Genomic DNA, 14,232 nt, shown 5'->3' on the forward strand with positions numbered 1-14,232 from the left:
TGGTCAGCGTTTAATCGGTCTTGCTTGGTGTGATAATTCTCGCAGTTAGTTTGATTAAAAATAAACCAAATACCAATCGATTATGTGGTTAAAGATAATAATGTTAGGCCGCAATGGCTGCTGGAGCGCCCAATATGTCGAGTAATACCCCTACAAGTACTTCTACTCATCCTGTTGTGATTAAACAGGCTGATTTTATTGAAAGTATTGCTGATTCACTGCAATACATTTCTTATTATCATCCAAAAGATTTTGTCGATGCGATGTTCAATGCCTACCAGCGTGAACAAAGTGCTGCGGCTAAAGATGCGATTGCGCAAATCTTAATTAACTCGCGCATGTCAGCAGAAGGTAAGCGTCCACTGTGTCAAGACACCGGCATTGTAACTACCTTTGTTAAAATTGGTATGTCTGTTCAATGGGATAAAACCGATATGACCGTTCAAGAAATGGTCGATGAAGGTGTACGTCGAGCTTATACTAATCCTGATAATCCTTTACGTGCATCGATAGTGTCTGATCCTGCCGGCGCGCGTAAAAATACTAAAGACAATACCCCATCTGTTGTGCACATTGACATGGTTGCGGGTAACCAAGTTGAAGTGATGATTGCTGCTAAAGGTGGTGGCTCTGAAAATAAATCAAAAATGGCGATGCTTAACCCGTCTGATGACATTGCTGCTTGGGTTGAAAAAACCTTGCCAACAATGGGCGCAGGTTGGTGTCCGCCGGGCATGTTAGGCATAGGTATTGGCGGCACCGCTGAAAAAGCGGCTGTACTGGCTAAAGAATCATTAATGGAGTCGATTGATATCCATGAGCTAATGGAACGCGGCGCGGTTACCACTGAAGAAAAGCTACGTTTAGACATTTTTGAACGAGCAAACAATTTAGGTATTGGCGCGCAAGGTTTAGGCGGTTTAACGACGGTTCTTGATGTTAAAATTAAGTCTGTACCGACCCATGCAGCCTCAAAACCTGTGGTGATGATCCCTAACTGTGCTGCAACACGTCATGTTCATTTCCATTTAGATGGCACCGGTCCTGTGGATTTAGTCCCGCCATCGTTGGCTGATTGGCCTGAAATTACTCGTGAAGCGGGTGAGAACACCCATCATGTTAATTTAGACACCATTACTCAAGCCGAAATTGAAACCTGGAAGAGCGGCGATACCTTATTACTTAACGGCAAAATGCTTACTGGCCGTGATGCAGCCCATAAACGGATCCAAATGTTACTTGAATCTGGTGAAGGTTTACCCGAGGGCGTCGATTTTACCGGCAAGTTTATTTATTATGTTGGCCCAGTTGATCCTGTTGGTGATGAAGTGGTTGGCCCCGCAGGCCCAACAACGGCAACTCGCATGGATAAGTTTACTGACATGATGTTAGACCAAACTGGTTTAATGGGCATGATTGGTAAGTCTGAACGTGGTCCTGAAACCGTGGCTTCAATTAAAAAGCACAAAGCGGTGTACTTAATGGCCGTTGGCGGCGCTGCGTATCTGGTGTCTAAAGCGATTAAGAAATCACGCGTGGTAGCATTTGAAGACTTGGGTATGGAAGCGATTTACGAGTTTGACGTGCAAGACATGCCGGTAACAGTGGCCGTTGACACCAATGGTGTTAACGCACATGAAACTGGCCCGGCGATTTGGAAAATTAATATCGCTAACAGTAAAGCAACAAAGTAAGCGATAAACAACACTGTGCTTATGTTTACGCCATATTTGTCAATGTGATCTAACGCTCGGGTTTACAGCTTTTTACAAAAGGCATGTTGCCTGAGCGTTTTGCTTTGGTTAGTCTGCAATACACATTTTATGATTACGCGTTAGTCGAGTGGTACCAATTTCAACGCGCAGTCATGTTTTTAATTCCATAACTGAGACAAGATAACAATGAAAAAGTCTTCTGTATTATTTGCATTAGTTGCTGCTGGTTTGGCAACATCAGTTTATGCGGCTGAGCCCGCTGCCTTTAACGTTCAACAACTGGTTAAGTTAAATAAGCTACACTCAGCTGCCGTATCAAATGATGGCAACACCATGGTTTACGGTGTCAAAGTCGTTAATGATAAAGGTGAGGCAAACTCAGATCTTTATCTACTCGACTTGAGTGATAAAAATGCTAAACCAAAACAACTGACCTCTGCAGCAGGAACTGAGCATGATGTTAGTTTTTCACCCGATGGAAAATCAATTTATTTTCTCGCCAGTCGCACCGGAACTAGCCAATTATATCAACTGGCGCTAAATGGCGGTGAAGCAATCGCGGTGACTGATTTACCGCTAGACATTAACGGCTACAAATTATCTAACGACGGCAAACAAGTTGTTATGACGCTGCGAGTTTTCCCAGAGTGTAAAGACTTAGCTTGCTCAAAAGAGATGTTTACCGCAGAAGCTGAGCGCAAAAGCACCGGTCGTTTATACACCCAGCTCATGGTGCGTCACTGGGACACTTGGGAAGACGGCGCTCGTAATCACTTATTTGTAGCCTCGCTTAATGGTAATAAAGTCACTACCGCTACCAATGTTACCGCTGGTCGTGATACTGAAACCCCACCTAAGCCTTTTTCTGGCATGGAAGAGGTTACCTTCACCGCCGATGGCAAATTTGTTGTCTATAGCGCTAAAGCACCCAGTAAAGACCAGGCGTGGACAACCAATTACGATTTATGGCAAGTACCTGTTGCCGGTGGGGATACGGTTAATTTAACCCCCGACAATAAAGCATGGGACTCACAACCAACGTACTCTGGCGACGGTCGCTATCTTGCTTATTTAGCCATGACTAAGCCTGGCTATGAAGCCGACCGTAACCGTATTATGTTGCGTGATAATGTGACAGGCCAAGAAAAAGAAGTCGCGCCATTGTGGGATCGCAGCCCAAGCTCGCTTAATTTCAGTGCTGATGGCCGCACGCTATACGTTACAGCTCAAGATCTTGGTCAAGTGACATTGTTTGAAGTGAACACTCAATTTGGCGATATACGGCCGATTTATAATCAAGGCAGTAACAGCTTGGTTGCCGTGGCCAATAACAAATTGATTTTCCAAAAGTCATCATTAGTTGAACCCGGTGATTTGTACAGTGTAACGCTAGAAGGTGAGCAACTTACTAAACTAACTGACGTCAACAAAGACAAATTGACCAATATTACCTTTGGCGAGTTTGAACAATTCAACTTTAAAGGTTGGAATGATGAAACCGTTCATGGTTACTGGATAAAACCGGTTAACTATCAAGAAGGCAAAAAATATCCGATTGCTTACTTAGTACACGGCGGCCCACAAGGTTCATTTGGTAATAGTTTCAGTAGCCGCTGGAATGCTCAATTATGGGCAGGAGCAGGCTATGGCGTGGTGATGGTTGATTTCCATGGTTCTACCGGATATGGCCAAGAATTTACCGACTCAATTGGTAAGGATTGGGGTGGCAAACCGCTGGAAGATCTTAAAAAGGGCATGGCAGCCGTGACGGCGCAGCAACCTTGGTTAGATGCTAACAATGCATGTGCGCTAGGCGGTTCTTACGGCGGTTACATGATGAACTGGTTCCAGGGTAAATGGAACGATGGTTTCAAGTGCTTAGTTGACCATGCCGGTTTATTTGACATGCGTTCTATGTATTATGTCACTGAAGAATTATGGTTCCCAGAATATGAATTTGGTGGTCCATACGATCAAAATAAAGAGTTATATGAAAAGTTTAACCCAGTCAACTATGTTGAAAACTGGAAAACACCTATGCTCGTTATCCATGGTGAAAAAGACTACCGTGTACCTTATGGTCAAGGCTTAGCTGCATATACTTTAATGCAACGCAAAGGCATTCCATCTGAGCTATTGGTATTCCCAGATGAGAACCACTGGATCTTAAATCAAGATAATTTACAGCTATGGTACAAAAATGTACTGGGTTGGATGGATCGTTGGACCGCTAAATAGGTTTATGTTTTATCGGTAATGATTAGCGAAAGAGAGTCTTAAAAGATTCGTTTTAGCTTTTAATACAGATGAGGATTAACGGTTCAAAAAAAGAGATGTTGCCAGTGGCAACATCTCTTTTTTGTTCTAAGCTATTTTAGACTCTTTGTGAACAATTAAATTCAATCATCTAGCGGCAGATTAATCGCTTGGTTAAGCATCAAGCTCATGGTCACAATAGATTGTGATTGGATCGACAATAAACAGGTGCTTAATCCTAAACCGTTCGTCGTGGCTGAATTTACGCTTAATGTTAGTATTATTCATCATTTGGCTTTATTGGCGTTGATGAACAGTTAGTATATTAAGTACAGGTTTAAAGGCGTTTTATCGATACTTAGGACGTTAACTCAGCGCTTAGGAGATAATCTACGCACTATTGTGAAATAAAATAACTTAATGTGCTTTTTTTCGTTAATCTGTATTGAGCGCTTAAAATCACTTCAATAGAGGTTCCATTAGTTTTTGTATTGTAAAATGGCCCATCAAATATAAAAAAATTCATTTGGGAAATGTCAGCGTTTCAGCTACATTAGCGCCCTCAGAATCGAGCTTCAAATCAGGTAATATCAAGAGGGTGTAGTTAGTGGATTTTATGCTTTATATCAAGTTCTTTCTAGGACTGTTAGCCATCATTAACCCAGTAGGGTTATTACCTGTATTTGTGAGCTTAACCAGCCATCAAACTGAAGTTGAGCGCCGACATACTAACCGGGTCGCTAACTTTGCCGTTGTGGTGATTTTGTTAGTCACTATGATAGCCGGTCAGCATATTCTGAGTATGTTCAGCATTTCATTGTCTGCATTTCGTATTGCCGGTGGTAGTTTGATTTGTATTATTGCGATGTCGATGCTGCAAGGTAAGATCAGTGAAGTAAAACGAAACCAAGAAGAAGACCGTGAATCTTCAGGTATGGAGTCCGTTGCTGTTGTGCCATTAGCATTACCTTTAATGGCAGGGCCGGGTGCGATTAGTTCGGTGATTGTATTTGCCGCAGAGCATAACAAAATGGTCAACTTTGTTGGTATGTTCTTAACTATCGTCACTTTAGGCATTGTTAGCTGGGCATTGTTCCGTATGGCGCCAGTGTTGTTTAAATTACTTGGTAAAACGGGTATTAACGTTATTACCCGTTTAATGGGGCTATTAATGTTGTCTTTAGGTATTGAAGTCATTGCGGCTGGTGTTAAAGGGCTTTTCCCAACCTTAATAGGTTAGTTAACACATAAGTTGCTGAGCATTTGTGCAAACGCTTGATAGTCGGTTTTTTTAGCTTGACCCGCTATCAGCATTTGCGTAAAGTACGCCTCGATTAGCAATACTGCGTGATTAATTATGTAGCCTTGTACTATTGAAAGTTAATTAATACTTTTAATATAATCAAATATTAATAATTGGTTTTTATCATATTACTCTTGATAGTGCAGATTAAAAATCAATAAAAAATTGGTGAGCTGGCTGAGTGGCTGAAGGCGCACGCCTGGAAAGTGTGTTTAGGTTTATCCCTAACGAGAGTTCGAATCTCTCGCTCACCGCCATATTATGAAAAAAGACGTCCTCGGACGTCTTTTTTCATTTGTTTTTTTAATAAAACACGACATGCATGGTGATGTCAGCTCTCACCTTTGTCTACCATGGCATTTTCTAACATGTCTTTATCTTAATCAGGTGTTAGCGCTTGTTATGCGCAGCCTCTATAATACTTTATTCTTGTTCTACTACTGAGACCCACTTTCATGCCTTTTTCGACACTTGGATTACGCGACGCGATTGTCAATGCCCTACATGAAGTGGGATACAGTCAACCAACACCTATTCAACAACAAACTATTCCGGTTATTTTAAAGGGTAAGAACTTGCTTGCCGCTGCGCAAACCGGTACCGGTAAAACCGCAAGTTTTGTATTACCAATTTTGGAGCGCTTAGCCGACACTGAAATGCAGCGTAAAAAACGGATTAGGGCGTTAATTTTAACCCCAACACGTGAACTTGCGGTGCAAATACAAGCTAATATTGTGCAGTACGCCAAACATTTACCGTTAACCTCATTTGCCATTTACGGTGGCGTTGATGACAAGCCGCAAAAACAAGCATTACTCGATGGTATCGATATTTTGGTGGCAACTCCAGGGCGTTTACTCGACTTATATACTCAGCGTGCGGTGCACTTTGATGAAGTTGAAGTCCTGGTGCTTGATGAAGCCGATAGAATGCTCGATATGGGCTTTATTGAAGACATCAATAAAGTCATTGATAAGTTACCATCTGAGCGCCAAAGTTTACTATTTTCAGCTACGTTATCAAATCAAGTACGTGCTTTAGCCAAAACAGCGATCAAGCGTCCAGTAGAAATTTCAGTGATTGCTGATCGTGATTCTGCACCGAAAATCGAACAGTGGCTCACCACCGTTGATAAAGATAAGAAATCGGCGTTGTTAAGCCATTTGATTAAAACAGAACAGTGGAACCAAGCGCTGATATTCATTGAAACTAAACAAGGTGCGGCCAAATTAGTCAGTCAGCTTGAAAAACGTGATATTGCAGCTGAATGTATTCACGGCGGCCGAAGCCAGCCGGTGCGTGAGCAAATTTTAGCTGATTTTAAATCTGGTAAGATTAAATACTTAGTGGCAACCGGCATTGCCGCGCGCGGTATCGATATTGATGATTTAGCTCGTGTTATCAATTACGATCTACCTTTCCCTGCTGATGACTATATTCACCGTATTGGTCGTACTGGTCGTGCAGGAGCCGCTGGTGTAGCGATTTCTTTGGTGTCTAATGATGATTTTAAAAATCTGTGCATGATTGAAAGTCGTTTAGGTCATTTAATTGAACGTAAAGTGATAGAAGGTTTTGAACCCAATAAACCTATTCCTATTTCTGTGTTGAATTTTATGCCAAAGAGTCGCCAACATAAATCAACCCCAGATACCGACAGACCAACGCTGAGTTTAGGTAAGTCGAAAACGGCTCCCGCTGACTTTAGAAAAACCAAAACCGCGAAAGCCCCGGCAACGGCTAAAGGTGGAAAAGATAATCCCTGGAATATCTAATCTACATTAGGTGAGCGATTAGAGTTGACCAGAACACTCTGTGCTCAGTCGAGTAACTTATTAAAGCGGAATATCTATTCCGCTTTTTTGTGTCTCTTGATATAGGCAAGGGCAGTCTTGCGGTAACACAAATCGAATCGCTTTGGGGATCACTTCAAAACGCATTTGCTTGGTGGGGTAAGGTTCGCCATCTAAATTAAGTGGTATGGCGATGGGGAAGTCAATTTCCAACCAAGATGTTTGAAAATGATAACAAAACTGTGCTTCATGGCTCATCGCGTGAATTTCATCTATCACCACGGGGATATCGAAAGTTGAAAATGATTTCAACAAGGTAATATCCATTAAACCGTCATTAATTAATGCCTTAGGTGCAAGCATTTGTCCGCCGCCCGCCTGCTTATTATTACAAATGGCGCCGACCACAATATCGCCATTAAAAGTACCTTTTTCGGTAGTAATACTGCCTTGATATGGCTTAAAGCCCAATGCTTTTGCCAAACCAATTAAGGTATAAGCGCCACCACCTAGAAAATCTTTTAACTCATCTGGGGTTTCTGCGGTGACTTGTGCACCAAACCCAGCGACAGCTGCATTGATAAAATAATTATTGTTGGCACGAATAATATCGATAGCGTAGCTGTCACCGTGAACGGCCAGCTCCATTGTTGAGTAGATATTATTTGTAATGCCGCACGCAGTGGCAAAGTCATTTGCGGTGCCTAAGGGAAGCACAGCTATTTCGAGTACGTTAGCTTGTTGTGGTTGTTGCATTAGCGCATTGAGAGCCTCATTAAGCGAGCCATCGCCGCCGCCAATCACCACTCGTTGAATATTATCAGCTATGGCTTCATTAATAAAACGCAACATATCTGCGCTTTCCCAAGTGACGCGTACTTCAATGGTATGGCCTTGTTTACGTAATGCCATTACTGAGAGCCTGATGTCGGCATTAGTCGCCTTTTTGCCATTAAGCACTAGGCGGATGTGGGTCGTAGGCATGATTAAAGTTATCTCCAATGTATTGTGGACATTACTGCGTAATACAATCCGTTTTTAGGCTGTATTGATGACAGCCATGTCCTAAATTTTGTGTCACAAAAGATGTCTATTTGCTGCAAATGAGTGACGAACATGATTAACTATTTATAATCGTAGTAGCACAATGTCTTACCAGCCTATGCGCACTAAAAAGCAAACCTACTAGCGCTAGAAGCAGCACGATAAAATAACGCTATTTACACTAAAAACAATAACAATTTAAGGGATAACAAATGAAAAAAGCTCTACTTCCTTTGGCGGTTTCTTTCGCCTTAGCTGCACTGGCTGGCTGCAGTGATAACTCGGTCCAACAAAATGCACCAGGCAATATGGTCATGGCAGAGGCTAGCACAACTGCAGCGGTGGCAAAATTAAACTTTAACGAATATTCACAACAGTTTATCGATGAGTTGTGGGTACTGTCACCAACTAGGGCTTTGTACAGTGGTAAACATGTTAATGATGGCTATTTAGATATCCCTAATCAAGCGAGTCGTGACAAAACTCTAGCATTTGTTAAGCAACAGCAATCGATTTTGGCTCAATTTGAACCACAATCATTGTCAGCCAATGAATTAATCGATTATAAATTACTGAATAATTTAGTGGAGTCAATGCAATGGGAAATTACCCGATTTAAAGGTTGGCAGTGGGATCCGTCTAATTACAATGTTGCCGGCGGCTTTGCGCAAATTATTAATGAGGATTTTGCGCCGTTAGATGAACGGTTAACCTCGGTGATTGCCCGTCTTGAAAATGTACCAGCCTATTATGAAGCAGCACAAAACAATATTATCGATCCGACACTTGAGCATACTCAATTAGCGATTATGCAAAACCAAGGCGCATTTTCGGTATTGTCAGATGCACTCGTGCAACAAGTTACTGACTCTGGGCTAACGACAGAGCAGAAGGCCTTATTTACTCAGCGTTTTGATGCCGCAACGGCAGCCATTAAGCAACATATTGAGTGGCTAACGGTGCTGGAAACCAAGCTTGCTAAAAATGGTGCCCGTGACTTTCGCATTGGTGAAACCTTATACGAAGAAAAGTTTGCTTTCGATATTCAGTCTGGCATGACCGCTAAACAGTTATACGACAAAGCCGTGATAGATAAAAATCATGTGCAACAAGAAATGGCTAAGTTAACTGACACCCTTTGGTCAAAATACATCGCTACCCCTAAACCTGCTGATGAAAGACAAGCCATTCGTCAGCTTATTGATGTGCTGTCTAGCAAGCATGTTAAACGGGAAGATTTTGTTGCCGAAGTACGTAAGCAAATTCCAGAGCTGATTAAGTTTGTGAATGACAAACAACTGGTAACACTTGATCCTAAAAAACCGTTAATTGTGCGTGAAACGCCTGAATACATGCGTGGTTTTGCGGGAGCTTCTATCAGTGCACCAGGACCTTATGATAAAGGCGGTAATACCTACTACAATGTTTCACCCCTTGATGACATGAGTGATGAGTCGGCAGAGAGCTATTTACGTGAATATAATCACTGGATTTTACAGGTTCTGAATATTCATGAGGCTATCCCAGGGCACTACACTCAGCTAGTGTTTTCAAATCAGTCGCCTAGTTTAGTGAAAAGCTTATTTGGTAATGGTGCCATGATTGAAGGTTGGGCCGTGTATACCGAACGAATGATGCTTGAAGAAGGTTATGGTAATTTTGAACCTGAAATGTGGTTGATGTATTACAAATGGAATTTACGGGTTATTTGTAACACTATTGTAGACTACAGCATTCAAGTCAATGGCATGGGCGAGCAAGAGGTCATTGATTTACTTGAGAGCGAAGCATTCCAACAGCGCGCTGAAGCTGAAGGGAAATGGCGTAGAGCGACGTTAAGCCAAGTACAATTAACCAGTTACTACGCTGGTTATCGTGAAATTTATGATTTTCGTGAGCAGCTTAAAGCCGAGCAAGGTGATGACTTTGATTTAAAACAGTTCCACGAACAGTTTTTAAGTTACGGCAGTGCCCCGGTTAAATTTATTAAGCAGTTGATGACAAAAAAATAATCTAATGATGTGTTACCCATTACTGTGACAAATGTCTCAAGGCCTGAATTTTCAGGCCTTTTTTGTTAATGAAAAGGGCAGCAAGGTGGATTATATCTGGTTACACTTAAATCAATATGATAATCTTAATGGTAATCGTTATCATTAAATGGCTGAGCATGAACAATATCCTATTCATTGAACATATCCTTTCCGATAAAAGTGACTTAGGTCAACAACTGAGTGAGCAGGGTTATAGTGTTCATAGTGTTAACAATGCTTTTGATGCATTGATCCAAATGGAGACAACTCAGCTCGAAGCGATATTATTAGATTTTTCGGTTCCTAAAATGGATTCATTTTGGGTCTTAGTCGCAAGACAAACCCGAACCCCAATTATTGTGCTAGCAGATAGTAGCAGCGAACTTGAGCGCATTAATGCGTTAGAGTTAGGTGCAGATGATTACCTAGCAAGACCCATCAACGTCCGCGAATTACAACTGCGTCTTAATGTGTTACATCGGCGCATACAGGTGCCGGTTAATGACACAGTGAATGATTATATTGGCTTTGATGATACTTGCTACACCATTAGTTTTGCTGACAAGTCCTTGGTATTGACTCAAACAGAATACCGCCTATTTAAATATTTATTTGAGCGTCAAGGTGTGGTTGTGACCAAAGAAGAGTTGCAACGCCGAGTGTTGCACAAGGAATTAGGCCGTTTTGACCGAAATTTAGACATGCACATCAGTAATACACGACGTAAATTAGTTAAACGTAATTTACCACGCGAACTTATTAATACCGTTCGCGGCCAAGGGTACAGCTTTAACTTTTAAAGGTTCACAGCAATTGCTGCATTTGGTAAGCTATGGCGCATAAAATAAGGCTTTATTAAGCCGATAAAATAAGTGCAAACATATTAAAGGATAATCTAATGCGGATTACAGCAAATTTCGACGGCGGTAACATTGACGTCATTAATATTGATAAACATGACGATATACAACTCGCCATTCGTCCCGATTTCGGCGGTGAGTTTTATCAATGGTTTAACTTTCGTCTAGAAGGGGAAGCTGGCCAGACTTATACCCTTAATATTATGAATGCAGCTAACGCATCTTATCCAAAAGGTTGGGAAGACTATCAAGCAGTTGCCAGTTATGATCGCCAGACGTGGTTTAGATTGCCAACACAATATGTAGATGGCAAATTAACCATTTATGCAGAACTAGATTGTGAGGCAATTCAAATTGCCTATTTTGCGCCGTACAGCTACGAACGTCATTTAGATTTAATCAGCGAAGTACAATTGCATCCTGCAGTGAGTCTTGAACACCTCGGTTTAACCCTTGATGGCCGCGACATGAGTTTGCTTAAAATTGGCGATGGTAACCCAGATAAGAAGAATATTTGGATTACAGCACGTCAACATCCCGGTGAAACTATGGCTGAATGGTTAGTCGAAGGCTTGTTAAATCAGTTGCTTGACAGCGACTGTCCAACGTCGAAAGCCTTATTAGACAAAGCCAATTTCTATGTTGTGCCAAACATGAACCCAGATGGAAGTGCTCGCGGGCATTTACGAACTAATGCTGTGGGCACTAATCTTAACCGTGAATGGCAAACTCCCAGCTTAGAAAAAAGTCCTGAGGTGTATTATGTTGTCAATAAAATGCACCAAACCGGTGTTGATTTATTTTACGATGTTCACGGTGATGAAGGCCTACCTTATGTATTCCTTGCTGGTTGTGAAGGTGTACCAAACTACAATGACAAAATGGCGGCATTACAACAGCAATTCCTGAGTGCATTAACGATTGCTAGTGCTGATTTTCAAACTGAGTTTGGTTATGACAAGGATGAACCTGGTAAAGCTAATTTAACTGTAGGCTCTAACTGGGTTGCTAACACGTTCAGTTGTTTATCGAACACCTTAGAGATGCCATTTAAAGACAATGCCAATTTAGCCGATCCATTTGTGGGCTGGTCTCCAGAACGTTGCGTATATTTAGGTGAAGCGTCTTTAGTGGCGATGTTAGCTGTAGTTGATCAGCTGTAACGTCCACATAAGCGTTAAATTTAATTTTAAATGATCAGCAGGTAAAGTAAATTATGGCCTTAGTTGCATGCCCTAAATGTCAAAAGCGTATTTCAAGTCAGGCTAAGCAATGTCAGCATTGTAAAACCGATTTGGGTGGTAATACTGAGTCATTAACGATTATTAGCCATATTGAGCGTTCAAATAGCTTAATGACCCAAAGCTTTATTTTTTTGACGTTGTTTATCGCAGGGGTTGTCGTGTGGTTTTGGGGGGGAGAGCCTGCACAAGGGTTAACTTCTTATATCGCGATAGCAAGTTTTGTTATTGGCTTTACAGGCTACCTTATTACCCGAGTCAGAATAGTGTTACATAAACGGAAATCAGTATGAACGATATCAATAAAGTGATTGATGAAATGCCTGAAGAAGTGTACCAACGCTTGTTGTCTGCAACCGAGTTAGGTAAATGGGATGATGGTAAGGTATTAACGGATCAGCAGCGTGAGTCGACCTTACAAGTAGTGATGTTGTATCAAGCGCGTAAGCTGAAGCAAACTGAACATTTTACTATCGCAGCCGGTGGTAACATTAATGAATTATCTAAATCAGAGTTAAAAAAACAGTTTAAAGGCGATCCTATCGCTGAGTTTAAAGAAGCTGATTTGTAAGCTGATTATCGATATAGATGAAACATAAAAAATGCGAGCTAATAAGCTCGCATTTTTGTATTCGGATTTTGGTAATTGAGTTTGACTAATAAGTTTATGAATACCACAACATAAGGCTTAACAGTGTTAAACCACTGCAATGTTATGTGTTGCCAGATTAATAAAATGTTATCTAACCTGAACTCGAGATAAGGATGAACTTAGTTATTTAACATCAGCATGTTAACCAAGCTCACTTTCAAGCTTGTCATTTGTTATGCTAACAAGGCTAATTGACGCGTCAATAGCGAGCCTATTGTAAGTCTATTCAACACAATTAGCAGGACAAAGGGCTGTTTGAAAGGCGTTTATTATCCCGAGCTCAGGTTATCTAATCAAGTGTCAGTTCACCAGCCAGGTTTTCCTGCATACGTTGCTTTATTTGCGCTGAGGTCAATCCAATCGAGAGCAAATAGTGCAGTTTGGCTAGCGCGGCTTCAATGGTCATGTCTGCACCGCTGATCACGCCAGCTTGTGCTAGCGCATTGCCCGTGGCGTAGCCGCCCATATTCACTTTACCCTGGAAACACTGGGTTAAATTGACCAATATAATGCCGCGTTCATCGGCTTGTTTAAGCGTATCAAGCAATTTTTTATCTTGTGGCGCATTGCCTACACCAAAGGTTAATAAAATCAGTGCTTTTACCGGTTGTTGCAAAATATTGTTAAAAATATCAGTAGAGATGCCGGGGTAAAGCGTCACCACACCCACAGGTTGTGGGCTAATGGTAACAACCTCTAAAGGAGCACCTGTTGGTTTGGTTATTTTACCTGCTTTAAGATTAATCTTAATACCCGCTTCAAGCAGCATAGGGAAGTTAGGTGATGCAAATGCATCAAAGCCATCAGCATGAGCTTTAGTTGATCTATTACCTCGAAACAGCTTGTTATTAAAAAATAAACAGACTTCAGCAACAGGGTAGTTTGCGGCAATATACAGCGAATTGAGCAAATTTATCTGACCGTCTGAGCGCAATTGCGCCAGTGGGATTTGTGAACCGGTTACAATAACTGGCTTAGATAAACCTTGCAGCATAAATGACAGTGCCGATGCGGTATAAGCCATGGTGTCTGTGCCATGCAAAATGACGAAAGCGTCATACTTTTCATAGTTTGCTTGAATATCGTTGGCAATCATTTGCCAATCTGTTGGCGCCATATTAGATGAGTCTATCAATGGGCTATATTCATGAATAACGAACTCAGGCATCTCGCAATGATAAAATTCAGGCATCGACTGCACACAATCGGTCAAGAACCCAGAGACTGGCACAAAACCATTAGCCGTTTTTTGCATCCCGATGGTACCGCCCGTGTAGGCTACGTAAATCGAACGTTTTGGCATAAATGAAGGGCTCTTATTAAACAACGATTGCA

General features: G+C 41.6%; 11 protein-coding genes and 1 tRNA gene. 10 read left to right on the forward strand and 2 right to left on the reverse strand.

From position 1 onward, the window contains the following. The first annotated feature begins 134 nt into the window (after positions 1–134). The 5 genes from EGC82_RS10395 (at position 135) to EGC82_RS10415 (ending at position 7,049) form a co-directional block, all read left to right on the forward strand. Complete coding sequence (locus tag EGC82_RS10395; protein WP_124730697.1) at positions 135–1,694, forward strand: fumarate hydratase; 1,560 nt, start codon at positions 135–137, stop codon at positions 1,692–1,694. Between the two features lie 207 nt (positions 1,695–1,901). Next, positions 1,902–3,953 (forward strand): dipeptidyl-peptidase 5, encoded by a 2,052-nt coding sequence (locus EGC82_RS10400; protein WP_124730698.1) that lies wholly within the window; start codon positions 1,902–1,904, stop codon positions 3,951–3,953. A gap of 634 nt (positions 3,954–4,587) precedes the next feature. Next, entirely contained in the window at positions 4,588–5,211 is a 624-nt protein-coding gene (locus EGC82_RS10405; protein WP_415837577.1) for a YchE family NAAT transporter, read from the forward strand. 230 nt (positions 5,212–5,441) lie between these two features. After that, positions 5,442–5,531, forward strand: a tRNA-Ser gene (locus tag EGC82_RS10410). A gap of 198 nt (positions 5,532–5,729) precedes the next feature. Continuing rightward, on the forward strand, positions 5,730–7,049 hold the full coding sequence (locus EGC82_RS10415; protein ID WP_124730700.1) for a DEAD/DEAH box helicase: 1,320 nt from the start codon (positions 5,730–5,732) through the stop codon (positions 7,047–7,049). A 60-nt stretch (positions 7,050–7,109) separates the two neighbouring features. On the opposite strand, the gene yegS is transcribed toward EGC82_RS10415, so the two are convergent. Beyond that, the gene (gene yegS, locus EGC82_RS10420; RefSeq protein ID WP_124730701.1) at positions 7,110–8,051 is read right to left on the reverse strand and encodes a lipid kinase YegS; all 942 of its coding nucleotides are present in this window, start codon (positions 8,049–8,051) and stop codon (positions 7,110–7,112) included. 272 nt (positions 8,052–8,323) lie between these two features. Here yegS and EGC82_RS10425 point away from each other — a divergent pair, with 272 nt between their 5' ends. The 5 genes from EGC82_RS10425 (at position 8,324) to EGC82_RS10445 (ending at position 12,816) form a co-directional block, all read left to right on the forward strand. Further along, complete coding sequence (locus EGC82_RS10425; protein WP_124730702.1) at positions 8,324–10,123, forward strand: DUF885 family protein; 1,800 nt, start codon at positions 8,324–8,326, stop codon at positions 10,121–10,123. 158 nt (positions 10,124–10,281) lie between these two features. After that, positions 10,282–10,944, forward strand: a complete 663-nt coding sequence (locus EGC82_RS10430; protein ID WP_124730703.1) for a response regulator transcription factor — start codon at positions 10,282–10,284, stop codon at positions 10,942–10,944. 98 nt (positions 10,945–11,042) lie between these two features. Further along, entirely contained in the window at positions 11,043–12,167 is a 1,125-nt protein-coding gene (locus EGC82_RS10435; RefSeq protein ID WP_124730704.1) for a M14 family metallopeptidase, read from the forward strand. Between the two features lie 53 nt (positions 12,168–12,220). Further along, the gene (locus EGC82_RS10440; RefSeq protein ID WP_124730705.1) at positions 12,221–12,538 is read left to right on the forward strand and encodes a zinc ribbon domain-containing protein; all 318 of its coding nucleotides are present in this window, start codon (positions 12,221–12,223) and stop codon (positions 12,536–12,538) included. Then, a complete protein-coding gene (locus EGC82_RS10445) occupies positions 12,535–12,816 on the forward strand; it encodes a YeaC family protein (RefSeq protein ID WP_124730706.1) in 282 nt (93 codons plus the stop codon). Before EGC82_RS10440 ends, EGC82_RS10445 begins: the two co-directional genes overlap by 4 nt. A gap of 370 nt (positions 12,817–13,186) precedes the next feature. Here the strand turns inward: EGC82_RS10445 and ansA are convergent, their stop codons facing one another. Further along, entirely contained in the window at positions 13,187–14,200 is a 1,014-nt protein-coding gene (gene ansA, locus EGC82_RS10450; protein ID WP_124730707.1) for an asparaginase, read from the reverse strand. Positions 14,201–14,232 lie beyond the last annotated feature (32 nt).

The sequence above is a fragment of the Shewanella livingstonensis genome (assembly GCF_003855395.1).
Classification (GTDB): Bacteria; Pseudomonadota; Gammaproteobacteria; order Enterobacterales; family Shewanellaceae; genus Shewanella; species Shewanella livingstonensis.

Coding starts and splice junctions, on each gene's coding strand:
- EGC82_RS10425 (WP_124730702.1), top strand. CDS start 8,324: ATGAAAAAAGCTCTACTTCCTTTGGCGGTTTCTTTCGCCTTAGCTGCA.
- EGC82_RS10400 (WP_124730698.1), top strand. CDS start 1,902: ATGAAAAAGTCTTCTGTATTATTTGCATTAGTTGCTGCTGGTTTGGCA.
- yegS (WP_124730701.1), bottom strand. CDS start 8,051: ATGCCTACGACCCACATCCGCCTAGTGCTTAATGGCAAAAAGGCGACT.
- EGC82_RS10430 (WP_124730703.1), top strand. CDS start 10,282: ATGAACAATATCCTATTCATTGAACATATCCTTTCCGATAAAAGTGAC.
- EGC82_RS10445 (WP_124730706.1), top strand. CDS start 12,535: ATGAACGATATCAATAAAGTGATTGATGAAATGCCTGAAGAAGTGTAC.
- EGC82_RS10405 (WP_415837577.1), top strand. CDS start 4,588: ATGCTTTATATCAAGTTCTTTCTAGGACTGTTAGCCATCATTAACCCA.
- ansA (WP_124730707.1), bottom strand. CDS start 14,200: ATGCCAAAACGTTCGATTTACGTAGCCTACACGGGCGGTACCATCGGG.
- EGC82_RS10440 (WP_124730705.1), top strand. CDS start 12,221: ATGGCCTTAGTTGCATGCCCTAAATGTCAAAAGCGTATTTCAAGTCAG.
- EGC82_RS10395 (WP_124730697.1), top strand. CDS start 135: ATGTCGAGTAATACCCCTACAAGTACTTCTACTCATCCTGTTGTGATT.
- EGC82_RS10415 (WP_124730700.1), top strand. CDS start 5,730: ATGCCTTTTTCGACACTTGGATTACGCGACGCGATTGTCAATGCCCTA.
- EGC82_RS10435 (WP_124730704.1), top strand. CDS start 11,043: ATGCGGATTACAGCAAATTTCGACGGCGGTAACATTGACGTCATTAAT.